This is a genomic window from Brachybacterium horti, from assembly GCF_054777615.1.
Map to the genome: position 1 here is coordinate 302057 of NZ_BAAHAM010000001.1, position 24338 is coordinate 326394.

Consider the following 24338-nt stretch of genomic DNA (forward strand, 5'->3'; position numbering starts at 1 on the left):
CCTCGCCTGTCGGCGCAGCAGTTTCCGGGATTCGATGCGGGGCGAGCTGGTGAGCTCGATTCGCACCAGAATCCTCATCGTGGGTGCTGCGGCCCCGTGGGCTCTGCTCTGGACGGTGATCGCGGCCGCCATGGCGGGAGCACCGGTCTCGATGGAGCTCGTCGATGCCGGCCCGGTGGTGCGGTGGGGTTTGCCGATCGTCGATGCCATCGGTGATGTGGTCGGTGCCGCGACCGTGGCGTGCCTCGTGCTGGCGCTCGTCGTGCTGCCCCGCCGTGCGGAGCCGTCCGCGTCGGAGGCTGATCAGGAACACGCTGCCGTGTCTCGGTTCCATCCAGCGTACGAGCGGACGCTCGATATCGGTATGGGCCTGGGAATGGTGTGGTCAACGCTGCTGGTCGTACGGATGGTGCTTGGCTACGCTTTGGCGGCGGGCCAGGCACCCTTCTCCCCGCGGTTCGGCTCCGATCTCCTGATGTACATCACACGGCTTGAGCTCGGTCAATACCAGCTTGCCGGGGCGGTGTTCGTCGCCGCTGCCTCGACCATGCTGATCGTCGTGAGGTCCCGTACGGGGCTGCTGATCTCGCTGAGTCTGGTGTTCGCGGCGTTGGTGACGAAGTCGATGACGGGCCACGCCTCGGGGCAGACCTCCCATGAGGCGGCCACGAGCGCGATGATCGTGCACCTCGTGGCTGCCGGAGTGTGGCTGGGTGGGCTCGCGCTGCTCGTGCTGGTTGCGGGCCGGCTCGGAGCACGACTGAGGGATGTCGCCGAACGGTTCAGCGTCCTGGCGCTTGCTTGTTATGGGGCGTTGGCCGCCAGCGGTATCGCCTCTGCCCTGGTCCGGCTCTCCGCGCCTCTGGACCTTGTGACCACCGCGTACGGGTGGATGCTCGTGCTGAAGACGGTGTTGCTGGTGCTGCTGGGTGGCGCTGGCTGGTGGCAGCGCCGACGGGTACTGGGCCGGCTGCGGGACTCGGATCGCCGGAGAGACTTCCTGTGGCTCGCCGCGGGGGAAGTCTTCCTGATCGCGGCGGCGACCGGACTCGCTGCCGCACTGTCGAACACGGCGCCTCCGGTGCCGGACGAGCCTGAGCCGGTCACCTCGACGGCTGAGGCGCTGACCGACTATCCACTGCCTGCTCCGCCTGAGCTGGCGACGCTGCTGACGACCTGGCGTGTGGACGTCGCCGGAATGGCACTCGCCCTCGGTCTCGCGGTCATCTACCTCTGGGTGCACCTGCGCCGCCCGTTGACGGGCACTGGCGGGCGACGCTGGCCCGTGGCCAGGACTTCGGCGTGGGTAGCGGGATGCGTGGTCATCTTTTGGGTGACGAACGGGGCACCGGGCGTGTACGCGCCGGTGCAGTTCTCCGTGCACCTGAGCCAGCACGCGCTGCTTGCTCTGGTGGCAGTGCCTCTACTGGTTGCCGGGCGTTTCGGTGATCTCGTGCGGGATCGGATCGCTCCTCGGTCGGACGGTTCGGCGGGACTGCGCGAGCTCGTCGACTGGAAGCCTCGCTCCCGTGCGGGTCGGTGGCTCGCTCACCCGGCGGTGTTGGCGCTGCTCGGCGCGGCGGGATTTGCAGCGATCTACCTGACCCCGGCGCTCGGCGCGGGGTTGCATACCGCGCCCGGCCGACTGGTCGTGCTTACTGCCGCTGTGGTGGCCGGTGCTGCTGTGGCGCTGCCATTCCAGGGTAGGGCGCTGGGTGGTGGCATGGTCGCTGGGCGGGAGCGCTGGGTGGCCCTGGTTGTGGGGGCCGGCTTTCTTGCTGGGCTGGCGCTTCTGCTGGTGCTGGCGCTCCCGGTCGTGGAGCCCGACTGGTTCGCAGTCATGGGGCGGACCTGGGGCCCCGATGCGTTCGGAGATCAAAGGCTTGGTGGCCGGGTCCTGCTTGCGCTGGTTCTGACGCTGGCAGTCCTGCACGGCGCGGTCATCTCGCGATCGCGACGGAGCAGCGAAGGACTCTCCGTAGGTCGTTCCGCCTCAGCGCGGTACTGAGCCGGGTTCTGTTGCTCGCCGCGGCGTGCCGTGATGCGTTGTCCTGATCGGGTTCGTGATGGTCAGTCGGTGTTGTCACCGGGGCTGCGGCGCAGGCGGACGATGATCGCACCGATCGCGGCGAGCAGTAGGAGCAGAGCGAGGCCGCCGAGGATCATACCGAGAGGAAGGCCGCCCTCGCTCTGTTGAGCCTCTGCCGGTTCGGCAGCGGTGTCTTCCGTGCTCGGTTCGTCCGTCCCGGCGGTCGGCTCCTCGCTCTCCTTCGGCTCCTCCGATTCGGAGTCCGCTGTGGCCGTGGGCTCGGCACCGACTGTGACTGTGAAGTCGACCGTGCCTTCGATCGGGTGGCCGTCCGAGGAGACGACACGCCACAAGACCTGATAGTCATCGGCGGGCAGCGGCGGCAGGTCGATCGTGGCCGTGTTGCCGGACACGGCGGGTGTCTCGGTGAAGATCTCCTCGCCGGCGGAGGTGGTCAGTCGCACGGCCGGAGAGAGGTTGAGAACCTCATCGCTGTAGGTGAGCTCGAGCGCCTCGGGAGCCTGTTCGAGGCTTTCGCCTGCTGCCGGGTTCGAAGAGGTCAAGGTGTCGTGTGCCGACGCTGCGGGCAACAATGCGGGCACCGCCAGCGGGATCAGTACGGCGGCGAGCAGCCCGACCAGGCTGGCCAGCATGATCCGCACCGCCGTCCCGGTGGTTCCGCGAGCAGCTGTCGTGTCTGCCGTCATGAACGTCTCCTCCTGGGGTGGCCTCTCGTGCGGGCCGGTTTGTCCTCGTGACCGGGGCGCATCGAGTGTAGCGACGTGCCACGAGCGACCCCTTCGCTCATCTCCCAGGATCGACTCTTCCAGTCCCACCCCTTTACAGAACCCCACACGACGATATCATAGCCGTATGACGATTGATGCGATCCCGGCCGAGCCGCAGTTCGAGGTGGCAGACAGTCATGCCGCGCTCTTCCATGCTCTCGCCGAACCCACACGCTTAGCTCTCCTCCAGCACCTCTCGACCGGTGAGCATCGAGTTCGCGACCTTGTCGAACACATGCACCTTGCCCAGTCGACCGTCAGCAAGCATCTCTCGTGCCTGCGCGACTGTGGTCTGGTCACCGCGCGCACTGAAGGCCGCGCATCGTGGTTCGCTCTCACCGATCTGCCCCGACTGAGCGACCTACTCGAGGCGGCTGACGACCTGCTCGGCACCTCCGGGACCACCCTGTCCCTGAAGAACCACCGCGATCACGAGAACCTCGAGGACGGGGGCCTCTGATGAGCTCAGGACACGACCATTCGCACGGCGGTAGCGGGCCGAGCACGGCCCGGACGCGACTCGCCATCGCCTTCGCCATCACCTCCGTCATCGTGCTCGCGCAAGCGATCGGGAGCGTCGTCACCGGCAGTCTTGCTCTGCTCACGGACACGGCGCATGCCCTTGTCGACGCCTCCGGTCTGCTGGTCGCGTTGATTGCGGCGACCATGATGTTGCGCCCGGCCAGCAGCAGTAGAACCTGGGGATTCGCTCGCATCGAGGTACTGGCAGCCTTGGCCCAGGCTACGCTCCTGATCGTGGTCGGCACCTACACCGCCGTCGAGGGCATTTCGCGACTGACAGACCCCCCGGACGTCCCCTCGGGTGAGCTGCTCATCTTCGGTGTGATCGGCCTGGTCGCGAACATCACCGCGATCCTCATCCTGGCCGGAGGCAAGGATTCGAGCCTCAACATGCGTGCCGCGTTCCTCGAGGTCCTCAATGACGCTCTCGGTTCGCTCGGCGTGATCACTGCCGCGATCGTGATCCAGCTGACCGGATTCCAACAGGCCGACGCGCTGGCCGGTTTGTTCATCGCCGCACTGATCGTGCCTCGCGCGTTCCGCATCATGGCCGAGACGCTCCGGATCCTCATGGAGTACACCCCGAAGGGTGTGGATCTCGATCAGGTGCGTGAGCACATCCTCGCGCTCGACCACGTCCAGGACGTCCACGACCTGCACGCCTCAGCGATCGGGAGCAATCTGCCGATCTTCTCTGCGCACGTCGTCGTCGGGGAGGAGTGCTTCGAATCGGCCCATGCACTGCGGATCCTCGAAGAGGTCCATGTCTGCGTCAGGACGCACTTCCCGATAGCGTTCGAGCACGCCACGATCCAACTGGAGAGCCCGTCCGTACATCGAGGTGAATCCGAACGTCCCTTGCACACTTAGCACCCACGGATCCGATCGCCTCCTGACCGCAGGCGAGAGCAAAAACGGCGCGCACCCCTCGATGGTGGGGTGCGCGCCGCGAGTGGTCGCTGGGCTCAGCGGAAGGAGACGAAGGTGGGATTGCCCCAGATGGTGCGCTCCGTGACCGCGCCGGGAGAGCGTCCTGCATCGACGACCTTGTCGCCGCCGGCGTAGATGCCCATGTGGCCGGGCCACACGACAAGATCGCCGGGCTGCGCCTCGGACTTGGAGATCTGGGTGCCGGCGTCGACCTGCTGGCCGGAGGTGCGCGGAAGGTCGATGCCGACCTGCTTGTAGGCGTACTGGGTCAGGCCGGAGCAATCGAAGCTCACACCCGGGTTGCTCGAGCCCCAGGAGTAGGCAGCACCCATCTGGGTCCGTGCGGCGTCGACGATCGCCTGCCCGGTGCTGCTCGAGGAGGATGCGGGCGCAGGAACCGACGCACCACCACCACCGACACCGGGGGCCGAACCGTTCAGGGAGCCGCGCGTCTCGGGGCCCACCACGCCATCGACCTGCAGGCCGTTGGCCTGCTGGTAGTCCTTCACCGCGCCATGGGTACGCGGACCGAACTTCCCGTCGACGGCGAGTGAGGAACCCTCATCGTTCAGCGCGGACTGGAGCTGCTCGACCGAGGCACCCTGGGATCCCCAGCGAAGCTTCTCGGAAGAGTGCAGTGCCTGCGTCGGCGCCGGAGCAGCAGGCGCGGCGGCCTGCGTGGCCGCGGACGGCACGGTCGCAGGAGCTGCGGGTGCTGCCTGGGCCGCACCACCAGCGAAGGCGGACCCGAGCAGGACGGTGCCGAGGACGGCGGCACCTCCGGTGCCACGCAGGGCGCGTCCGCTGTGTCGAAGGGGGGTGACTGCGCGGCCGGCCGCGCGATGGGAATTGCTCGTGGCCATGAATGTACTCCGTGAATATCCCCGCATGTATCCACGGGGTCGTCTGGCATTTGGTCGCGGCAACGTCGACAGCAGAGGACGCGTCGGGAAGGAATCTCGTACCTCGTTACCGGTGGGACCAACGTACCGACCCAAACACCCTCCCAATAGCGCCATGAGCGACCCCGACCGACGATTTCTCCTTCTCTTGAACACTCTCGTCCCATGGGCCTCGGGGTCACACCGTCTCTTGACCAAACCCCGGTGCCGCAATGGGGCCGAGGTCACGAGTCGCAGTCGAGGTGGACGGGCCCGTGTCGGTCACCGGTAGCAGATCGGCAAGAGAGAACGCCTTCGTGAGGCTCAGACGACGGGCTGGAATGTGGCGATGGAGCCTTGGAGCTGATCCATCCATGAGGCCCACACTCCCGTGAGTAGCAGCAGGCCGATCGCGATGAGCAGCGCCCCGGATAGGACTCCGATGAGTCGGCGATGGCGGGCAAGTGCCCTGCTCACGCCCATCGCCCTGTCAAGTAGCAGGGCGCTGAGGACGAAGGGGATGCCCAGTCCGAGCGAGTACGCCAGGGCCAGGATCGCGCCCCGAGCCGCAGAACCTCCGTCGGCGCCGGCGTCGAGGGATAGCGCGATGATCGCGGCGTAGGTAGGGCCGATGCAGGGTGTCCAGCTCAGCCCGAAGACGAAGCCCATCAACGGGGCCCCCAGAAGGCCCGCATCAGGGCGTCTCCTGGACACCTGGACATTTCCTGTCAATCGAGGGAACATGCCCATGAAAATGAGCCCCATAAAGATAACGATGAGGCCCGCGACCCGATTGATCCATACTGCGTGCGCTTGAAGGAGATATCCCACCGCGCCAGCGAACCCGCCCAGCGCCATGAATACCACCGCGAAGCCCGCGACGAACAGCAAGCTCCCACCCAACATTCTCCCAGTTCCCTCTCGGAAAAGGGTCCCCTGTCGTCGCGCCGTCCCGGTATTCTCAGGCGTTTGCCGGGTTAGCTTGGTGGTCTTCAGTCCTTGTCCGGCAAGCCCGGAGACATAACCGAGGTAGCCCGGCACGATCGGCAGCACGCACGGCGAGAGGAACGCGATCAGGCCAGCGACAGCGGCGACGGTGATGGCCAGCAGAAGAGACCCGGACAGGGCGATCGACTGGAACGTCTCCGCGAGTCCATTGACGCTCACGCGGCTCCTTCGGCGAGAACGGCATCGAGCATCGCTCTCAGGATGGAGGGGTCGATCGCTCCAGAGATCCGGCCTGCGGCGCGGCCGTCATGGTCGAGGACGAGAGTAGTGGGGACCGCGTTGGGTGCGACTTGGCCGCGCAGCTGGTACATGATCTCTGCGTCCGAGTCCGGCAGCGAAGGGTAAGTGATCCCGTAGGTCTCCTCGAAGGCCCCGGCGGGCCCTGCCGAATCGCGGACGTTGATCCCGATGAATGAGACGCCCTGGTCGGCGTACTCCTCGTGGATGGCCTGCAGATCCGGTGCCTCCACCCGGCATGGCGGGCAGGAGGCGTACCAGACGTTGACCACCAGCACCGATCCCCAGTGGTCTCTGGAGTCGAATCGTGCACCGTCGTAGCTGGTCCCGGTGAACTCGACGGGTTCTGTGCGATCGGCGGGAGCGATCTCTGTGGTCACACCGTTGCCGGAGACGTATCCGGCGTCCTCGGAGTCGTAGCGATCGCCGGTGTCAGTGCTGCCGCAGGCAGTGAACAGACCGGTAGCGGCCATGAAACCGGTGGCGTACAGAATCCGTCGCCGGGGGTGGGCGCGCATGTGCTCGCTCCTTCAAGGTGATCGAGAGGGGACGGGTGAGAGGGGCAGGATGCGGGTTCTTCCGTGTCTAGAACAGCGTGGACCAGTAGTCCCGGAACCTCACGGCGATGAGTGTCAGGATCACGAGGTACCAGGCCACAAGGAGCGGGACGCGGAACTCGATCACGAGACGGACCGCCCGCCGCACGGCCGGAGTGGAGGTCTCTGCCAGAGCGCGGAGATGGTGGAGAGTGGTGAACCAGAACAGCGGGATGGTCACTACCCACACAACCATGCAGTAGGGGCACAGTGCCCCGATCTCGTACAGGCTCTGTCCGATCAGCCACTGCACGAAGAGCACCGCGAAGGTCACGCCTGCCTGGATGAGAACACTCATCCAGCGCGCCACACGGGCGCCGGCGAGGAACGCGAATCCGAGGGCGAGAACGGCCGCGAAGCCGGCGATGCCGAGGATCGGGTTCGGGATGCCGAAAGCTGAGGCCTGCGGGGTGTCCATCACGGAGCCGCAGGAGAGCACTGGATTGAGGCTGCACGAGGGGACGTAGCTGGGGTCCTCGATCAGAGCGATCTTCTCGACCAGCAGCACAACGGCCATGATCAAGCCAACTGCGCCGATGACGGTGAAGAGCATTCCGAGACCGCGCGGCGCCCTCGAATCCCGAGCCGTCCCGGCGGCCGGGCCGTCAGCCTTCGAGTGCGGCATCGAGCGGGTCCGTGAGGTCCTCGACGCGGGTGGGCTCCAGGCGCTCCCCGTCGACGAAGAAGGTGGGAGTGCTCGTCACACCGAGCGCCTCGGCATCGGCAGCACTCTGCTCGATGCGCTCGAGGGTGGCGGGATCGTCGTAGACCTGCTCGAAGCGATCCATGTCGAGGCCGAGCTCCTCGGCATACCCGAAGAACGCCTCCCGCTGGGACGTCTCCTGGTGACTCCACTCGGCCGCGTTGTCGAACAGCGCCTTGTACATGGCTTCGAACTCGCCCTGCTCTCCGGCGGCCTCAGCCGCCTTGGCGGCTTCAACGGAGTTGCCGTGCAAGGGCAGGTAGCGGACCACGAAGGTCACCCGGTCGCCGTATTCGGCACGAATCTCTTCGACCGCGGGATACAGGGATAGACAGGCTTCACATTCGAAGTCGAGGTACTCCACGAAGACGGCTTCGCCACCTTCCGAAAGCCGCGGGCTGTCCTCTCGAACGAGCTGACCCGTCGCGGTTCCCGTGGCCTCCGAGGGTGCCGTCTGATCTTCCTTGGGGTCGAGAAAGATCACGAACCCCGCGAAGACCAGGGCGGCTACGGCGATCAGCCCCAATGTGAGCTTGACACTCCTGCTCATGCGGGTCCTCCTGTGGTCGTCGGCTTTCTCAAATCGTCTCGGACGTGGCTGGGTGACTCCTGCGCAGCGGAGTGGCTGCGTGTCCGGGCGGCGCGCATTCCGTTGGCAATGACGGCCACCTCGGCGACCTCATGGACCAGGACGACCGCAGCGAGACCGAGGACTCCACTCAGTGCGAGGGGGAGGAGCACGACGATGATCAACAGCGACAGGGCAATGTTCTGGGTGATGATGCGCCGTCCACGACGTGCATGGTCGAAGGCGGCCGGGAGGAGGCGCAGGTCGTGCCCGGTGAATGCGATGTCGGCCGACGCAATGGCTGCATCCGAACCGGTGGCGCCCATCGCTATCCCGATGTCCGCGGCGGCCAGTGCTGGGGCGTCGTTGATGCCGTCACCAATCATCGCCACCGGAGCAGTGCGGGAGAGCTCGCTGATCGCGGCAGCTTTATCCTCGGGGCGCAGCGCGGCCCGGACGTCGCTGATCCCGGCCTGGGTTGCGAGGGCTTGCGCGGTGCGCAGGTTGTCTCCGGTGAGCATGGTGATCCCGATGCCTCGTTCGCTGAGGGTGCGGATCACCTCGGGAACTTCCGGCCGCAGCTCATCGCGTACTCCGATCGCCCCGACCGGCTCATGCTCGTGGTGCACGATGACCACGGTCATGCCCTGAGTCTCGAGTTCCTCTACTCGCTCCGCGAGGGCGCCCGATGCCAGCCAGCGCGGGCTTCCGACCGTGATCACGGCTCCGCCGACGACTCCCTGGATTCCCTGACCAGCCAGCTCCGTCACTTCGGTCGCCTTCGGTGCTTCGGGTGCAGCGGCGGTGATCGCGGCTGCCAGCGGGTGGGTACTGTGCTGCTCGAGCGCGGCCGCCCAGGCCACTACCTCGCTTTCGACTGCATCGGCAGTGAGGACGGCGGTGACGGTCGGCTGATTACGAGTCAGGGTGCCTGTCTTGTCGAGAGCGACGTGGCGGATGCCGCCAAAGCGTTCGAAGATCGCACCGGACTTGATGACCACCCCGAACTTGCTGGCCGAGCCGATCGCCGCGACCACGGTGATCGGTACGGAAATCGCTAGCGCGCACGGCGATGCGGCGACCAGGACCACCAGTGCGCGGGTGATCCACAACTCCGGATCGCCGAGTATCGATCCGATCAGCGCGACCAAGGTCGCAAGGATCAGCACCCCGGGAACCAAAGGGCGGGCGATGCGGTCGGCGAGACGGGCGCGGTCGCCCTTTTCGGCTTGGGCCTGCTCGACCAGCTCCACGATAGTGGTCAGCGAGTTGTCCGTCCCTGCTGCGGTCGCCTCGACCTCGAGAGCTCCGGCGTTGTTGATCGCCCCTGCCGAAACCGCATCGCCAGGTTCGACCTCGACGGGAATCGACTCCCCGGTGATCGCGGAAGTGTCCAGACTGCTGTGCCCTGAGCGCACGATCCCGTCGGTCGCGATCCGCTCACCGGCGCGCACCAGCATCACCTGACCCGCTGTCAGCTCCCGTGCGGCGATCGAAGTCCACGCACCGTCGATGGAGACGGACGCGGTGTCGGGGACCAGCTTCAACAGGGCCCGCAGCCCGCCACGGGCCCGGTCCATCGCCTTATCCTCCAGCGCTTCGGCGATCGAGTAGAGGAACGCCAGTGCCGCGGCTTCCTCGACGTAGCCCAGGATCACCGCACCGACCGCGCTGATCGTCATCAGCAGACTGATGCCGAGCCTGCCCTTGAGCAGTGCCCGGATCGCGCCGGGCGTGAACGTTGAGGCGCCGAGAAGCAGGCCACTCCAGAAAAACGCAAGGGCGGGTATCTCCGCGCCGGACCACTCACAAAGGAGGCCAGTAAGAAACGCGATCCCGGAGAGCACGGGAAGGAGCACCTCGCGGTCCTTCCACCAGGGCCCGTCACCGTCGTCGTGATCGTCGACGTCGACGCTGTTCACCTGCGGATCCGTCACCGCGCTCACGCGAGAGCCCCCGCATCGCAGCAGCCCGGGACCGGGCAAGCAGGATTGAGGCACACGGCACTCTCATCGACCGCGAGAGTCACCTCGACCAGCGCGTTCAAGGCCGCGGTGAGGTGCGGATCGGAGATTTCATACCGGGTCTGCCGTCCCTCCGGCTCGGCGACCACGATCCCACAGTCCCGTAGACAACTTAGATGGTTCGATACGTTCGACCGCGTCAACTCAAGCTCGCGTGAGAGCACTGCTGGATAGCTCGGAGCCTCCAGAAGTGTCAGCAAGATTCGTGACCGCGTCGGATCTGCCATCGCACGGCCCAGGCGGTTCATGATGTCCAAACGAGAAGCAATAGTCAGCACAGGCTGACCATACAGTAGTCGCTGACCACTATGGAAGATCATGGCCGGAGCCAGGGTTCCCGCACCGGCCTCTCCACTGCTGCCGGTGCGTAACCGTGCATCAGTCCCCGTCAATGCAGGGCAGGACGATCATGTAGGTCACAGCGATAGAGCTAGACCTTCGAGTCGACTGGAAGGTCTAGCCTTCGGTGGTGCGAATCTCCGAGGTCGCAGCCCGGTCGGGTGTTCCCGCGACCACGCTGCGCTACTACGACACCATCGGTCTCATTGGGGCCCGCCGGGAAGCCAACGGGTACCGGTCCTATGACGACACCGTGTTAGAGCGCCTGGCCTTCATCGAGGCGGCCAAAGCCCTGTCACTGCCGCTCACCGAGATCGCGGGCCTGCTGGTCGTGGTCGAGGAGGAAACCTGCACGCAGGTCCGTGAGGCCCTGGCTCCCCGGCTGGCCGACCGCCTCCGAGAGGTCGATGAGCACCTCGCGGCGCTACAGCGGCTGCGGAATCAACTCGACTCTGCGAACCAGCGCGTCACCGCATGCCCGGACAGCGGCGCCGCGTGCCGCAGCGAATGCATCCTCCTAGATGACCGCCACCAGCCCTGTACCTCCCGTAACGCCCACGAAGGAGATCCCCGACTGTGAATCGCCTTGTCTCCTGGTGGGACACCCACCAGATCACCCTGTACCTGGCCGCTATCGCAGCCGGCGCCACACTTGGACTGGCTGCGCCAGGGCTCGCGCCGACGTTGGAGCACTCCATCGAGCCGGTGCTGATGCTGCTGCTGTTCGCCACGTTCCTGAGCGTGCCCCTGGTCGAACTCGGCCAGGCATTCCGCGACCGGAGGTTCTTAGGCACCGTGCTCGTGGCGAACTTCGCGATCGTGCCGCTGCTGGCCTGGGCGCTATCACGGTTCGTCGCGGACGACCAAGGGCTCCTGCTCGGCGTGCTTCTGGTGCTGCTGACCCCATGCATCGACTACGTCATCGTCTTCACAGGCCTGGCTGGCGGAGCGCACGCGAAACTGCTGGCAGCAGCGCCCTTGCTGATGCTCCTCCAACTGGCGTTGTTGCCGCTGTACCTGTTCGTTTTCGCGGGCCGCGAGGTCGTCGGCGTGATCGACGTGGCCCCGTTTGTGGAAGCGTTCGTGCTGCTGATCGTGGTGCCGCTGGCCGCGGCGACGGCCGTGCAGGCGCTGGCGCGCCGTCACCAGTCGGGCCGAGCCATCGAAGGCGCAATGGCGCGGGCCATGGTTCCGCTGATGATGATCACCCTCGCGACCGTGATCGGTTCCCAGATCGCTGCGGTCGGCTCGCAGATCGGGACCCTGGCACGCCTCCTCCCCCTCTACACCGGATTCGTCGTTGGGGCTGTTCTCATCGGTGCGGTTGCCTCAAGAGCCACGAGGCTGGATACGCCATCGACGCGGGCGGTGATGTTCTCCGTCTCCACCCGCAACTCCCTGGTCGTCCTTCCCCTCGCACTGGCCCTCCCAGACGCATTTGCGATCGCGCCATTCGCAGTTGTCACCCAGACCCTGGTCGAACTCATCGCCATGGTCATCCTCGTCCGAATCGTGCCCGCAATCGTCCCGGGGACCAAAGAAACGGCCGTCCCGTAACCGACTGCCTCGAACTTGAGCGCTCTGTCCCCGCCGGGACTTTCGTGACAGACCTGTTTGCCATGCAGCGCCGAACACCTCAACAGGACATCCGGAAGACCTACTCCCTGGCCAACCGTGCACCTGCGGCACGAGATCCGAACACCTTCGCGCGAGGGTCGGCCGCGAGAATATTTCTCAACTGAACGATACCGTCCCCCGGCACTCTGGGCATTGTTGCCAGATGCATCACGAGGTAGGCAAGTGACTCTGACTCGATACTGGCCGGCGATCACTACCTGGTCAGCACATGCTGACGATTGCTCCTTGCCTAGATGTCGTACCTAGCTCGACCAGGGGACGAAGACTCGGAGAGGGCCTCCGTCAGCGCGCAAGGTCGAGCTCGGTGATAACGCAAGCTAGGTGCGTCCGAGAGGTGGCATTGAGGCCTAGTACCGGGTTGGGCAGGCTCTCGGGTGCGACGAGCTCCAGGTGCTCGGCGATGTCTGCTGTGACTCGGTAGCTACAGTATTCGGCAAACAGGTCCCATAGCGGTTTCAGGCGCGTGGACTCGGCGGTCGCGGCGGCGTGGTCACCCTCGAGGGCAGCGCGGGTGATCGTCAGCGCGGGCGCGGGGAGCGTACCGGCGAGGGCGGAGTACCAAGTATCGCAGCCAGCCTTCAGGCCGGCGGCCCCTGAGCTGTCGACAGAAATGCCCACCGTCACCGAGGAGGGCAGGTGCTCGCGGACTTCCTGGACGCGAGCAAGTGCCTCAGTGGGATCTGTCGAGACGGGGGAATCTTGATCGACGCCACCTGGGGCAGGGAGGCGATCCGTGCGTAGAGATCATTCGAGAAATTGACGTGGGTGGTGCCGGGGTTGTCGTAGACCACTAGCGGCACCGACAGGTCGGCGGTAACTGCTTCGAACAAGCCGAATACCTCATCGTCTCCCAGTGGCTGATAGGTGACAGGAGCGAGAAGGACGGCTCCTGCGCCGGCTTCCTGCGCGTCGTCGGCCAAACGCTGGACCTGGGAGGTACGCAGCGCCCCGGTGCCGACCATGACCGGGATGTTGCCGGCGTGCTGGACGACCAGGGTTGCCGTGCGACGCCACTCGTCGCGATCGAGGTACATGTGGGACCCCGTGGACCCAAGCGCGGTGATTGAATCGACCCCGGCCGAGGCCAAACTTTCGATCAATCGCGCGAACGTAGCCTCATCGAGGGAGTCCTTCCGCAGAGGAGTGAGCGGGAAGGCGTTGATGCCAATGAACATACTTTTTCCGATCAGAGTTGGTCTATCAAAATCGATATCAGTGCATACTCTGGCTTGCGCCATATCGGCCTCTCCCGCCGCGAGAGTGGTCGGGCGTCGCTCGCAGTGATTTGCCATGGTGACCGTGTTCAGGCCTGGTTCCCTGTCTCGGGATCGGAGGTCGGACGGGATGCGGGGGCGGCAATGCGTCGCCGCACCGTGGGAAGCTTTTCCGAGAGCAGCACCGCCTGGGTCGCGGCCGTCACTGCAGCGTCCGGGCCTCCGTTCTCGATGGCGCGGGCGACGGCCTCGTGGGCGTCGTCGAGCGCGGCGCGTACTGCGACGAAGTCCGAGTAGTGCTCGTCGCCGGGCGGCACCCTGTCGATGCTCTCCTCGATTCCGCCGGTTCCTCGGAACAGCTCTGCGAGGAGCGGGTTGCCGCGAGAGCTTCTCTCATGGCAAGGGTCGTGAACCGTACATTCGGTTTGCCGTTAATCGGAGCCATGACGCCATCCTTGGCACGCTGCCATCGGCGCCCCGTGAACCGTCTCCATGCTTGCGGTCCGACCAGAGGATTCCGTCGTCACAGTAGGCCTCTAGCGGATACTCACTCTGTTCCATGGCATCAAGCTAGCCACGGACCTGGTCACAGCGGGGCGAAGCAATCGCCGGAGCAGCGTGCGGTCGGCCCGCAGCGTAGCGAGGACTCGACCGCACGCTACTTCGGCGATCGGCGGCGAAGCCGCCGCTTGAAGGAGTAGGGAAAGTTCTCACGGCCTCGGCTTCGACACGCTGCGGAGTACGCTTCTCCTACCAGGCTGATCGGCAGTGAGGACGAGATGAGTACATCGGAAGTGGGACCGCTCGGTGCCGCCCGTGACCGTGACGATGCCTTCGGCACCCTTGACGACGTTTGCGACGTCGGGGTGCGCGAGATCGTCCGGCGGCTCAACGGCTCGCTCGGTGTCACGCTCGTCGCAGCGCTGGCCGGAGCTTCGGATTCCATGACTGCTCGAGAGTGGGCAGGACATGATGGCCCGCAGCCTGGGCCTGATGCTTCGAAGCGCCTCTGCTTCGCACACGATGTCTGGAGGATGGTCGCTGAGGCCGAGGGTGCAGAGGTTGCGCGCGCCTGGTTCACCGGAGCGAACCCCTGGCTAGACGACGACACCGCTATCAATGCCATTCGCGTCGGGCGGCTCGTAGCCGTTGCCGGTGCCGCACGTGCTCTGACGCAGGATTCACACAGCGGTTGATCCCGAGCTAGCGACGTAGCTCGAAGACCAAACCGACAGGTCGATCAGCGATCAGCAGACACGCGGTCGTACGCGGCAAGCTCCCGCCGGGCGTACTCGACGTATTCAGCTCCAAGGTCGGCGGCTGCGCTCATGACGACTTCCCCGCCAATCCTCCCCAGCGGCACGCGCTCAAACTCAAAGTCTCCATCCGAGCCAGTTGGGCCATAGTGGGGAGGCACGCGTCCCTCGCGGAGTAGTACTTCACGCGCCCGCTCCGGGCTTAGAACCTTCGAGAGCAGATCCAGACTCCCGGCCATGCAGGCAGCACGAAGTTCGAGTCGCATGGAAACTTCGTGGTCGACCTTCTCGGAGATTCCCTTGAGGTCCATATCGGCGACGACTGGGAAGACGCACTGGATAACATCGATGGAAGGGCTCTCTTGTAGGAGCTCATTTACGCCCAGCACATGGGCAGATGTATACCGTCGACGCAAGTTGCTTGGCGTGATCTCCTGCGCGAATGCCAGCCTTTGCAAACTGGGGCGCGGGTTAGCGATGGCGTGCGCGTATGCATTTACGACGGTCCGAGATGCCTTCAGGAGCTCTTCGGCGTAGGTGGAGAGAGCGACTACCTCAACTGCGAACGGCTCGTCACCTTCTACGCTGGCCAACTTCTCTCGGCGGTGCCCCAGCGCCGCCTCGGAGCGCTGCTGAAGGTTGATAACCAGCTGCTTCACCGCGGCTGGGATCGCGAACTCGTCGCCCTCTGGGCTGGCCAGCCCCTGCATCACCTCGCTCATGGCATGAGGCTAGCACCCTTGTTCACATCCGTCACTTGACAGCAGTCACGTGACGTGTGTTCACTGGTCGTGCAGTTGATCCCAACCCAAGGAGGCCAACCATGGCTGTGCAGACTCGTTTCCCCGTCCAGATGGAGGACGTGTTCCCCCAGGGCGCGTACATGATCGGCGAGGTCACCGCCGCCGAGGACTTCGACAAGAAGAGGGCCGGTGAGGTCGACCCTCAGGTCCGTGACAAGGTCTCTGGCCTGCGCGTTTGGCAGGTCCGGGTTCTGGATCCGGACCCCGAGAGCCGGAAGGGTCAGGCCGAGGTGACCGTGAAGGTCTCCTCCGATCACCAGCCGGTGCCGCCCAAGGGGCCGGCCACAGGCCCCTTCCGCGCCGTCGCCTTCGAAGGGCTCACCCTCACGCCGTACGTCGACCAGAACGGGAACTTCCCGAAGATCGCGTACTCGCTGAGGGCCACGGGCTTCGCCGAGGCGAAGGCGTCCGCTCGCACCTCGAGCACCGAGGCGGCGTGATCATGGAGCGGAAGGCGATGGGTCTGCTCAACCTTGCCGCGATCGGGATCCTGCTCTGGCAGGTCATCCCGCTCGGCTGGCAGCTGGCGTTCGGGGGTGCGTGATCCATGCACACCGCCTCCCTCGCCTTCCGCTTCGGCCTCGCCGAGCTGAGGTGGATTCTCACGGGCTTCTGGGGCCACGTGCGCTGGTTCCACCGGTTCTGGTTCATCGTCGCGATGTTCACCTGGCTCTCGGCCGACCTGCTCGGGAGCTGGAAGCCCTTCGCCGTCGTCGGAGCCATCGCGCTGTACTTCGCACTCTGGGCCCGGTTCCAGCCCCACACCTACTACCGGGCCATCTCGCACCCTTTGACGCGCCGGTCCGTGTGGCTCGACCTGCTCGAGTCATGGCCGCTGCTGATGGAGGAGTGCGGACTGACGTCGTCCAGCACTGACCGTGAGGGGCAGAAGCGCCTCGTTTGCCCCACCATCGTGAGTAAGCGGTGGACTCGCAACGAGCTCGCCGTCGTGCCCGGACTGCTCACTGGCCAGACCGTTGAGGACTTCCAGAAGGTCGCGGACCGCCTCCGCACGACGGCAGGCGCCACGGACATTCGCGTGACAGGAGACCTCTCCCCCACGCTGATCTTCACGTACGGCGATGCCCTCTCCGAGGTCGTCTACCGCGGGCTCCCGGAAGCAGAAGATCCCTGGGACAGCCGCTCGGTCTGGATGGGCATCGACACCAGAGACGACGACTGGTGGCTTCGTATCGCGGGCACACACACCCTCGTGGCCGGTTCCTCGGGCTCCGGGAAGGCATCGCTCGTCTGGGGCGTCACCATCGGCCTCGCTCCCGCCATCGCTCGCGGCGAAGCACAGGTACACGGGATCGACCTCAAGGGCGGCGTCGAGCTGGGAATGGGCAAGGATCTGTTCACCCGCTACGCCGTGACGCCTGCTGAAGCCGTGGTGGTGCTCGAGGACGCCGTCGAGGCGATGAGTGCTCGCCTCGAACGGATGGCCGGTCATACCCGCCAGCACACCGCGAGTGCCGATGAACCGCTGGTCGTCGTGCTGATCGACGAGGTGGCCGCGCTGACGTCGTACATCGAGGACCGCGACCTCAAGAGCCGCGCTCGCACCGCGATGTCGCTGCTCTGCTCCCAGGGGCGCGCCGTCGGCTACACCGTGGTTGCCTGCCTCCAGGATCCCCGGAAGGAAACGATCCCCAACCGCGGCCTGTTCACCCAGATGGTCGGGCTTCGTCTGCGGGATCGCGAGGAGACCTCGATGGTCCTTGGTGACGGTGCAGTGGCATCTGGGGCCCTCTGTCACAAGATTCCGCTCGCCTCTCCGGGCATCGGCTATGTGGTCCCGGAAGACGGCTCGGAGCCGATGCGCGTGCGCGCTGCGTTCGTCGATGACGACCTGATCCGGGCAGCGGCCGAGCAGTTCCCTGCCCCGTCGACGATCCCCGTCGTCGTCCCGGAGCCCACGGAGAAGCCTCGGAGTTCACGGGCTCGCGCTCGGAGCAAGTCGGATTCGGAGGGAGCCGCATCGTGATCGACCCCGATCTCTACACCCTCGACGTCGAGGATCCCACCGCACTGACACGGATGCTCTCCGACGGCTTCGAGGACTGGTCCAAGCAGGCCGCCTCGACCGGGTTCTGCTCCCGCCCGGTGCGCCTCTTCGGTCAGGCGCGCACCTTCGATCGCAGGTCCGGCCAGCACCTCCACACGTTCGACAGCCGCGACCTCCCTGACAGCGTTCTCTACGTCCGCTGCGGCAACCGGCGGGCCTCCCGCTGCCCCTCGTGCTCTCATGAGTACCAGGGCGACATGTGGCACCTCCTCTCCGCAGGGGTCTCCGGCGGGGACAAGGGGGTCCCGGAGAGCGTCTCCACGCACCCGCTGGTGTTCCTCACTCTGACCGCACCGTCGTTCGGCACTGTGCACTCGTCGACTCGTCCCGGTGCTCAGCCTCGGCAGTGCACCGTCAACGCTGCGCCGGGCCTGTGCGAGCACGGTCGCCCTCGCCGCTGCACCGAGCACCACGATGCCGACGACGCCCGGATCGGGCAGCCACTGTGCCCGGACTGCTACGACTACGAGGGGCAGACCGTCTGGCAGTGGCACTGCCCCGAACTCTGGCGGCGCTTCACGATCCGCCTGCGCCGTCTGGTCGCGACTCATCTCGGCATGAGCGAGAAGGCCTCGAGGGATCTCCTTCGCGTGCAGTTCGCCAAGGTCGGCGAGTACCAGAAGCGCGGCGCGATCCACCTGCATGCACTTGTCCGGCTCGATGGGGCTCCGACGGACCAGGAGCCCTTCCCCTCCCCCGCAATCGACGCCCCCGCCTCGTGGCTTGCTGAGCGCTGTCTCGAAGCCGCGCAGGGCGTTGAGGTCGATTCAGCGCCGGTCGACGGCAATGACTGCGCTCGTACTCTCCGCTTCGGCCGTCAGGTCGATGCGCGCCCCGTCCAGCGACACACAGACGATGGTGGCGACGTCTCCCCCGAGATGGTTGCGGCTTACCTCGCCAAGTACGCCACCAAGGCGGCTGGTGATGTCGCAGCGGAGGGCGCACCGAATCGGCACCTCAAGCGCCTGCGGGAGACCTGCCTCGAGCTGTGTGGGCGGGCGCTCCTCGCCGACGGATTCGCGAGCCCCTACGCGCTGCTCGGGAAGTGGGCTGATGCCCTCGGCTTCCGCGGTCACTTCGCGAGCAAGTCCCGCCGGTTCTCCACGACCCTCGGCACTCTCCGCGATGTGCGGCGCAAGTACCACCGCGACCGCGAACGGCTCGAGACGTCCGCAGGCTCTTCGGGGACCGCTGACTCGTTCGACGTCACCGAGCACACCGTCGTGATCAATGAGTTCCGCTTCGTCGGACAGGGCTGGCTCACTCCCGGCGATGCCGAGCTCGCCCGCTCCGCCGCCGACGCAGCACGCGAGTGGAAGGACTCTCGCTGCGCCGCCCGTCGACTCCACGAGAAAGGAAAGAATCATGGAGAAGCTCTGCTTCACCGCTGACGAGGTCGCTGATCGGCTCAGCGTCTCGAAGACCCGTGTGTACGACCTGATGCGCTGCGGCGAGCTGCCCAGCGTCAAGCTCGGTCGCTCCCGCCTGGTCAAGGCCGCTGATCTTCTCGCGTACGTCGAGAGCCTCGAACCGGCCCCTGTGGTCGCATGAGCCGCGCGAACGGTGAGGGCAGCATCTATCGGCGCAAGGACGGCCGGTGGGCTGGTGCGGCGTACGTCCTGACCCCGGACGGCACTCGTCGGCGGAAGACGGCGTACGGGAAGACCCGCAAGGAGGTCAGTGCGAAGCTGGCGAAGATGCAGGAATCGTCTCGGTCGGGCATCGCCGCGACCCCTGGGCGGCTCACTGTGAAGGCTTTCCTGGAGTCCTGGATGCGCGACGTCCAGGAACCGCGGCTGAGCCCGGCGACCTATCAGACGTACGAGGGCTACATCCGGAACCACATCGTCCCCGCACTTGGCTCCAAGCCGCTGGGTCAGCTGACCGCATCAGATCTGCGGGAGTTCCTCGGCGCGAAGAGCCGCGAAGGCAAGAGCGCGGCCACGGTCAAGCAGATCCACGCGATCATCCGCTCGGCACTCCAGCACGCAATGCGCGAGGACCTCGTCCCGAGGAACGTGGCGAAGCTCGTCGTGGTCTCCAATCCTGCACGACAGGAGGTCGAACCGCTGACCCCGGTGGAGGCGAAGCAGCTCCTGAGAGCGGCAAAGGGGCACGACCGGGAAGCCTTGTGGACCCTCTATATCGGGCTCGGGCTGCGCCGAGGGGAAGCACTCGGTCTCCGGTGGGGCGATGTCGACCTCGAGAACGGCCGCCTGCGGGTCGTGCAGTCCCTTCAGCGCTCTCGGGGCGAGCTGCGGCTGAAGAGCCCCAAGACGGACACCTCGCGCCGTCGGGTCGTGGTGCCGTCTTTCTGCATCGATGCTCTGCGACGCCACCAGTCTTCCGAACGAGTGAAGCTTGCTTCGCTCGGGCTGCCCGTGGACCCGACGACGCTCGTGTTCACGTCCCAGGCGGGAACACCGATCGAGCCGCGCAACGTGAACCGGGCGTTCGAGGCGCTCCTGAAGAAGGCGAAGCTGCGCCGGGTCAAGCTGCACGACCTCCGGCACACCTGCGCGTCCCTGCTCCTCGCAGAGGGTGTCGCTCCGCGCGTCGTCATGGAACTTCTGGGTCACTCCGCCATCGCGGTCACGATGAACACCTATTCGCACGTCATCCCGGCGCTGCAGGACGAGTCCGCGCAGCGGATGGACGCGCTCTTCCGGTAGCCTCCAGAAGGAGGTACATACACCACATGCGCCCCACTGTCAACAGCAAAGCGGAAACATCGAAGATGAGATCAGACCCCACCGACGCCACCATCCTCGGGAGCCCGAGTCGTTCTGACGGACCTTGGTCGGAGTTCCCCTATCCAGCCTTCTGGGTCGACCGCTTCCCTTCGGAGTCCTCGACCAACCCGCAGTTCATGGCCGTGGTGTACGACGAAGAACGGCGCATGCTGTGGTTAGACGCTGACGACGAGCTCGACGTCGCCCTCCCGAAAGCTCTTGCCGCGGCTCAATCAGAGGGCGGCGAGAGCGCAGTGGTGTACCGCTACCTGATCGATCAGGGCTCCCCTGCCCCCGATGCAGCGACGAAGTGCTCCGTTCTGATCGACGGCTACTACGAACTCTCGACGCTGGGCATCGCTACCTGGGTCAGCGCCGTCGAAGCTGCCACCCCGACCCCACCCATCGACTAGGAGAGGCAAATTGGAACTCGAAGGACTCGACCTTGTTGCACGTGCACAGTCCATCGCCCGGCGTGCACATGAGGGGCAGACGGACAAGCTGGGCGAGGACTACATCGCCCACCCACAACGCGTCGCGGAATGCGCACTATACATGGCCCCGGCCAAGGACCGATTCGACTGCGTTGCCGCCGGGTGGCTGCACGATGTCGTCGAAGACTCAGAAGTCACCCTCGAAGATCTGCGCAGTCACGGCATGCCGGATCGCATCCTCGACGCAGTCGACTGCCTGACCAAGCGCGACGGCACCTCACGTGCCGACTATTTTGCACGCATCCGTGAGCACAGGATTGCCCGAGTCGTGAAGGCAGCTGACCTCGCGGAGAACTGCGACCCAGACCGCGCCTTCCGGCTCCCGTCGTCCACTCGATACCGGCTTTCCGCCAAGTACGCCGAGTCCTGGGCGATGCTCATGGGAGTCACCTCATAGTCGACTCCTCGAGCGCACACCTCATGCGGAGAGTGGAACCCCATGTCCAGAAGGGCATGGGGTTCCTTCGTCCAGACCGTCACAAGGGCCGATGCCGCACGGCTGCTGTCACGACGCGTCCAGCGCAGCACGCTCAGCCGCGTTGCTGTCAGCGTTGCTATCATCGCCAACTTCGGAGCAAAGGTCGGAACCTAGAAAGTCGCTCTGACCAGGGTGGGCCCGGAGGGGATCGAACCCTCGACCCGCGGATTAAAAGTCCGATGCTCTGCCGACTGAGCTACAGGCCCGTGCCCGCCAGGCGGGCCGTCCCATCGTAGCGGCGGGACGGGCCGTGGCGGGCACGGGCCTGCGGTGCGGGCAGGGGCCGGTCAGGCGGTGCGGCCGCGCTGCACGACCATCCAGATGATGCTCGCGAGGAGCAGCAGGAAGCCGAGGATGCCGCCGAGCACGGCGAGCAGCACGCCGCCGATGCCGCTGAAGATGCCGCCGATGGACACCGGCGGGCCGAGGGCGACGGGGCTGCCAGCGCAGTCGGGGCACCGGGGTACGCGGCGGTCATGAGGGCTCCTTCATCGGACCGTCCAGGATCTGCCCAGGCTGTCGCCCGTCCTAGACTCACCACCATGTCTGAAGCCGGTCACCGTGCCTGATCCGCTGGTCCTCGCCGCCGACGTCGAGACGGAGCTCGTGGAGAAGCGGTCCCGGTTCCTCACGCGCCTGCATCGCGTCACCTCGGTGGAGGAGGCCGACGAGCGGATCCTCGCAGCGCGCCGCGACCATCCCTCCGCCCGGCACCGCTGCACGGCCCTCGTGATCGGGGAGACGGAGACCGCGGCGGTCGTGCACCGCTCGAGCGACGACGGGGAGCCGTCGGGCACGGCGGGGATGCCGATGCTGCAGGCACTGCTGCACGCGGAGCTCACGGACACCCTCGCGATCGTCATCCGCTACTTCGGCGGGGTGAAGCTCGGCGCGGGCGGACTGGTGCGTGCGTACACGGCCGGCGTGGAGCAGGCGGTCGCCGCGGCGACTCTGCGGCGCCGCACCACGCTGAGCGTCGTGCGGATCGAGGTGGGTCATGCCGATGCGGGCGCGGGGGAGCATGCTGTGCGGACCTGGGCCGACGCGCACGGCGCCGCGATGGAGCCCACCGTCTACGGGTCCCGCACGGCGGTGCTGACGGTGCTCGTCGAGCCGTCCCTGCTGGAAGAGCTGCGGGCCGATGCCGCACGGTGGTCCGCGGGCCGGGCACGGGTCGAGGAGGCCGGGAAGCGCCTCGCCGACGTCCCGCTCGCCGGAGCCTGACGCCTGCCGCTCAGAGCCCGCGCCTCAGAGCCCGGGCACGTCGACGTACCAGTCCGGCACGGTCTTCAGGGGCCGGCAGGATCCCGCCGCGGAGCCGACGAGCAGCGTGAGCACCTCGAAGGCCGCGTCCCGGGCGAGGGTCGCGAACTCCTCGATCCGCTCCTCCGGCACCACCGGGTGCACCCAGCGCCAGTGGGAGGCGGGCTCGTCGCGCAGGTCCACGGGGTCGCGGGAGATCGCGAAGGCGGTGCCGGGCGGTCGCACGGCGTCGAGCACCGCCTCGAGCACGGGCCCCAGGTCGCCGTCCTCGACCCGGGCGAGGCTGTCCCCGCTGCCGCGGCCGCTCGCGACCTCGACGACGAGCGTCCCGGAGGCGGCCTCCTCCTCCCAGGCGAGGGCCTGGATCGAGTAGACCGCGCCGGGCGCCTCGAACTGCGCCATGAGCACGCGGGCCAGCAGCTGGGACCGCTCGATCGCGGCGGCGGCGCCGGTCACGCCCGGGCGCCAGGGCACGCCGACGTCCACGGCGAGCGCCCCCTCGAGCCGGCCGCGCTGTGCGTGCGCCTCCCGGGGCACGACGTTCGCGTTGTACAGCCACGCGTAGTAGGGCACCTCGAGGGCCTCGGCGAGCGCCGGGTCCGCGTGCTCGCGGTGGGCCAGGGGCCTCGCCCCCGGGCGCGCGTCGAGGCCGAAGCGATCACGCAGATGCTCCAGCTGCTCCTCGGGGGCGGGGGCTCGTCGGCGGGCGGCCATGCCCCCACGGTATCGGGGCGGCCCGGTCCGGGACGGGCCGCACGGTCCGGGGACATGGCCCTCCCGCCGCTAGGATCCCTGCAGTCCCCACCCCAGAGAGAGGCACCGATGCCCGACGTGAAGGATCCCGCCCCGGCCGTCAGCCGCGCCCTGCGCGTGCTCACCGTGCTCGGCGCCTCCCCCGCGCAGCCGATGACGCTGACGACGATCGCCCGGGAGCTCGGGATCGCGAAGTCCTCGACCTCGAACCTGTGCGCGGCCCTCGAGCAGGGCCGGATGATCCGGCGCGTCGAGGGCGGCTACGTGCTGGGCATGCGCACGGCGGAGCTGGGCGGCCAGTTCGCCCTCCAGTTCCACCAGATCCGGGAGTTCTTCCCCGTGGTCGAGGAGGAGGCGGAGCTCGCCGGGGAGCTCGTGCAGATCGCGGCGCACGACGACCTCGACACCCTGTACCTCGTCCGCTACGAGGGGCGCGAGCGACGCCTCGGCTCGCCGCTGGGCACGCGCCTGCCGCTCGTGCTCACCGCGACGGGCCTCGCGATGCTCTCCGCCATGCCGGAGGCGGCGGTCGAGGACGTCCTCGCCCGCACGGAGATCCCGGCGCTGACGGCGCGCACGTCGACCTCCGCCGTGGCGATCCGCGCGCAGATCGATCAGGCCCGCGAGCGGGGCGTCGCGATCGACGAGGGCGCCTCGACGGTGGGCGTCACCGGGATCGCGGCGCCGCTGCCGCCGTGGCACCCGGCCGATCCGATGCTCGCCGTGGGCACGGCGATCCCCTCCGCGGAGCTCGACCCTGCGCGCATCGAGAGGATCTCCGCGGCGGTCCGGCGCGTGGCCGCGGCGCTGACGAATCCGCTCGGCGCGGCCTCGCGCCGCCGCTGAGCACTCTCCCCGTCTCCCCCGCCTCCGCCGCTCCTCCGGGCGAGGATGCGGGCGACCTCTCTCGCACTGCCTCACGGTTCAGGATGCTGAACCGTGTTCTTCAGGGAGGACCGGGTGCCGTAGTCTGGCGCCGGTCCTCGTCACCCGTCGACGAGCACCACCGACATC

The 24338-nt window shown here is 66.8% G+C and carries 28 protein-coding genes and 1 tRNA gene; 15 read left to right on the forward strand and 14 right to left on the reverse strand.

Annotated elements, in window-relative coordinates; translation table 11 throughout:
* Window positions 1-115 precede the first annotated feature (115 nt).
* Window positions 116-2008 carry a cytochrome c oxidase assembly protein gene (locus tag ACYVAP_RS01510; protein ID WP_498859235.1) on the forward strand — a complete coding sequence of 631 codons (1893 nt, stop codon included), beginning with the start codon at window positions 116-118 and terminating at the stop codon, window positions 2006-2008.
* Between the two features lie 62 nt (window positions 2009-2070).
* Here ACYVAP_RS01510 and ACYVAP_RS01515 read toward each other — a convergent pair whose 3' ends face one another.
* Entirely contained in the window at window positions 2071-2736 is a 666-nt protein-coding gene (locus tag ACYVAP_RS01515; protein ID WP_498859236.1) for a copper resistance CopC family protein, read from the reverse strand.
* A 166-nt stretch (window positions 2737-2902) separates the two neighbouring features.
* On the opposite strand from ACYVAP_RS01515, the gene ACYVAP_RS01520 reads away from it, so the two are divergent.
* Together ACYVAP_RS01520 and ACYVAP_RS01525 are read left to right on the forward strand one after the other, a co-directional pair.
* On the forward strand, window positions 2903-3277 hold the full coding sequence (locus ACYVAP_RS01520; RefSeq protein WP_498859237.1) for an ArsR/SmtB family transcription factor: 375 nt from the start codon (window positions 2903-2905) through the stop codon (window positions 3275-3277).
* Window positions 3277-4209, forward strand: coding sequence for a cation diffusion facilitator family transporter (locus ACYVAP_RS01525; protein WP_498859238.1), 933 nt, complete (start codon window positions 3277-3279; stop codon window positions 4207-4209). Before ACYVAP_RS01520 ends, ACYVAP_RS01525 begins: the two co-directional genes overlap by 1 nt.
* 95 nt (window positions 4210-4304) lie before the next feature.
* On the opposite strand, the gene ACYVAP_RS01530 is transcribed toward ACYVAP_RS01525, so the two are convergent.
* The 7 genes from ACYVAP_RS01530 to cmtR all read right to left on the reverse strand — a co-directional run bounded on the left by ACYVAP_RS01530 (window position 4305) and on the right by cmtR (window position 10564).
* The gene (locus ACYVAP_RS01530) at window positions 4305-5132 is read right to left on the reverse strand and encodes a C40 family peptidase (protein ID WP_498859239.1); all 828 of its coding nucleotides are present in this window, start codon (window positions 5130-5132) and stop codon (window positions 4305-4307) included.
* Window positions 5133-5474: 342 nt separating this feature from the next.
* Window positions 5475-6317 (reverse strand): cytochrome c biogenesis CcdA family protein, encoded by an 843-nt coding sequence (locus ACYVAP_RS01535; protein ID WP_087484033.1) that lies wholly within the window; start codon window positions 6315-6317, stop codon window positions 5475-5477.
* Window positions 6314-6913 carry a TlpA family protein disulfide reductase gene (locus ACYVAP_RS01540; RefSeq protein WP_239376765.1) on the reverse strand — a complete coding sequence of 200 codons (600 nt, stop codon included), beginning with the start codon at window positions 6911-6913 and terminating at the stop codon, window positions 6314-6316. Before ACYVAP_RS01540 ends, ACYVAP_RS01535 begins: the two co-directional genes overlap by 4 nt.
* Before the next feature lie 67 nt (window positions 6914-6980).
* Complete coding sequence (locus ACYVAP_RS01545) at window positions 6981-7508, reverse strand: vitamin K epoxide reductase family protein (RefSeq protein ID WP_498859240.1); 528 nt, start codon at window positions 7506-7508, stop codon at window positions 6981-6983.
* Between the two features lie 88 nt (window positions 7509-7596).
* Window positions 7597-8244 carry a DsbA family protein gene (locus ACYVAP_RS01550; RefSeq protein ID WP_498859241.1) on the reverse strand — a complete coding sequence of 216 codons (648 nt, stop codon included), beginning with the start codon at window positions 8242-8244 and terminating at the stop codon, window positions 7597-7599.
* The gene (locus tag ACYVAP_RS01555; RefSeq protein ID WP_498859846.1) at window positions 8241-10247 is read right to left on the reverse strand and encodes a heavy metal translocating P-type ATPase; all 2007 of its coding nucleotides are present in this window, start codon (window positions 10245-10247) and stop codon (window positions 8241-8243) included. The genes ACYVAP_RS01550 and ACYVAP_RS01555 overlap by 4 nt, the downstream gene beginning before the upstream one ends.
* Window positions 10205-10564 (reverse strand): Cd(II)/Pb(II)-sensing metalloregulatory transcriptional regulator CmtR, encoded by a 360-nt coding sequence (gene cmtR / locus ACYVAP_RS01560; RefSeq protein WP_103384713.1) that lies wholly within the window; start codon window positions 10562-10564, stop codon window positions 10205-10207. Before cmtR ends, ACYVAP_RS01555 begins: the two co-directional genes overlap by 43 nt.
* 191 nt (window positions 10565-10755) lie before the next feature.
* Here cmtR and ACYVAP_RS01565 point away from each other — a divergent pair, with 191 nt between their 5' ends.
* Complete coding sequence (locus ACYVAP_RS01565) at window positions 10756-11205, forward strand: MerR family transcriptional regulator (protein WP_498859242.1); 450 nt, start codon at window positions 10756-10758, stop codon at window positions 11203-11205.
* A complete protein-coding gene (locus tag ACYVAP_RS01570) occupies window positions 11202-12182 on the forward strand; it encodes an arsenic resistance protein (protein WP_443421544.1) in 981 nt (326 codons plus the stop codon). The genes ACYVAP_RS01565 and ACYVAP_RS01570 overlap by 4 nt, the downstream gene beginning before the upstream one ends.
* A 701-nt stretch (window positions 12183-12883) precedes the next feature.
* On the opposite strand, the gene ACYVAP_RS01575 is transcribed toward ACYVAP_RS01570, so the two are convergent.
* Entirely contained in the window at window positions 12884-13438 is a 555-nt protein-coding gene (locus ACYVAP_RS01575) for a dihydrodipicolinate synthase family protein (protein WP_498859243.1), read from the reverse strand.
* 128 nt (window positions 13439-13566) lie between these two features.
* Complete coding sequence (locus ACYVAP_RS01580) at window positions 13567-13794, reverse strand: hypothetical protein (RefSeq protein WP_498859244.1); 228 nt, start codon at window positions 13792-13794, stop codon at window positions 13567-13569.
* Window positions 13795-14256: 462 nt separating this feature from the next.
* Here ACYVAP_RS01580 and ACYVAP_RS01585 point away from each other — a divergent pair, with 462 nt between their 5' ends.
* Entirely contained in the window at window positions 14257-14673 is a 417-nt protein-coding gene (locus tag ACYVAP_RS01585; protein ID WP_498859245.1) for a hypothetical protein, read from the forward strand.
* Window positions 14674-14717: 44 nt separating this feature from the next.
* Here the strand turns inward: ACYVAP_RS01585 and ACYVAP_RS01590 are convergent, their stop codons facing one another.
* Window positions 14718-15455: a hypothetical protein gene (locus ACYVAP_RS01590; RefSeq protein ID WP_498859246.1), complete on the reverse strand. Its 738-nt coding sequence runs from the start codon at window positions 15453-15455 to the stop codon at window positions 14718-14720.
* A gap of 101 nt (window positions 15456-15556) precedes the next feature.
* Here ACYVAP_RS01590 and ACYVAP_RS01595 point away from each other — a divergent pair, with 101 nt between their 5' ends.
* The 7 genes from ACYVAP_RS01595 (at window position 15557) to ACYVAP_RS01625 (ending at window position 21227) form a co-directional block, all read left to right on the forward strand.
* Entirely contained in the window at window positions 15557-15976 is a 420-nt protein-coding gene (locus ACYVAP_RS01595; RefSeq protein ID WP_498859247.1) for a plasmid replication, integration and excision activator, read from the forward strand.
* A gap of 107 nt (window positions 15977-16083) precedes the next feature.
* Window positions 16084-17523, forward strand: a complete 1440-nt coding sequence (locus tag ACYVAP_RS01600) for a hypothetical protein (RefSeq protein WP_498859248.1) — start codon at window positions 16084-16086, stop codon at window positions 17521-17523.
* On the forward strand, window positions 17520-18995 hold the full coding sequence (locus tag ACYVAP_RS01605; RefSeq protein WP_498859249.1) for a replication initiator: 1476 nt from the start codon (window positions 17520-17522) through the stop codon (window positions 18993-18995). Before ACYVAP_RS01600 ends, ACYVAP_RS01605 begins: the two co-directional genes overlap by 4 nt.
* Complete coding sequence (locus ACYVAP_RS01610; RefSeq protein WP_181869305.1) at window positions 18970-19155, forward strand: helix-turn-helix domain-containing protein; 186 nt, start codon at window positions 18970-18972, stop codon at window positions 19153-19155. The genes ACYVAP_RS01605 and ACYVAP_RS01610 overlap by 26 nt, the downstream gene beginning before the upstream one ends.
* On the forward strand, window positions 19152-20276 hold the full coding sequence (locus ACYVAP_RS01615; protein ID WP_498859250.1) for a tyrosine-type recombinase/integrase: 1125 nt from the start codon (window positions 19152-19154) through the stop codon (window positions 20274-20276). The genes ACYVAP_RS01610 and ACYVAP_RS01615 overlap by 4 nt, the downstream gene beginning before the upstream one ends.
* Window positions 20277-20302: 26 nt before the next feature.
* The gene (locus tag ACYVAP_RS01620) at window positions 20303-20749 is read left to right on the forward strand and encodes a hypothetical protein (protein ID WP_498859251.1); all 447 of its coding nucleotides are present in this window, start codon (window positions 20303-20305) and stop codon (window positions 20747-20749) included.
* A gap of 10 nt (window positions 20750-20759) precedes the next feature.
* Window positions 20760-21227 carry an HD domain-containing protein gene (locus ACYVAP_RS01625; protein ID WP_498859252.1) on the forward strand — a complete coding sequence of 156 codons (468 nt, stop codon included), beginning with the start codon at window positions 20760-20762 and terminating at the stop codon, window positions 21225-21227.
* Between the two features lie 214 nt (window positions 21228-21441).
* Here the strand turns inward: ACYVAP_RS01625 and ACYVAP_RS01630 are convergent.
* Together ACYVAP_RS01630 and ACYVAP_RS01635 are read right to left on the reverse strand one after the other, a co-directional pair.
* A tRNA-Lys gene (locus tag ACYVAP_RS01630) sits at window positions 21442-21514 on the reverse strand.
* A gap of 81 nt (window positions 21515-21595) precedes the next feature.
* The gene (locus ACYVAP_RS01635) at window positions 21596-21724 is read right to left on the reverse strand and encodes a hypothetical protein (RefSeq protein WP_498859253.1); all 129 of its coding nucleotides are present in this window, start codon (window positions 21722-21724) and stop codon (window positions 21596-21598) included.
* Window positions 21725-21869: 145 nt separating this feature from the next.
* On the opposite strand from ACYVAP_RS01635, the gene ACYVAP_RS01640 reads away from it, so the two are divergent.
* Complete coding sequence (locus ACYVAP_RS01640) at window positions 21870-22532, forward strand: IMPACT family protein (RefSeq protein WP_498859254.1); 663 nt, start codon at window positions 21870-21872, stop codon at window positions 22530-22532.
* Window positions 22533-22556: 24 nt separating this feature from the next.
* On the opposite strand, the gene ACYVAP_RS01645 is transcribed toward ACYVAP_RS01640, so the two are convergent.
* Entirely contained in the window at window positions 22557-23285 is a 729-nt protein-coding gene (locus tag ACYVAP_RS01645; protein WP_498859255.1) for a hypothetical protein, read from the reverse strand.
* A gap of 108 nt (window positions 23286-23393) precedes the next feature.
* Between ACYVAP_RS01645 and ACYVAP_RS01650 the strand changes: the two genes are divergently transcribed.
* Window positions 23394-24170 (forward strand): IclR family transcriptional regulator, encoded by a 777-nt coding sequence (locus tag ACYVAP_RS01650; protein ID WP_498859256.1) that lies wholly within the window; start codon window positions 23394-23396, stop codon window positions 24168-24170.
* Window positions 24171-24338 lie beyond the last annotated feature (168 nt).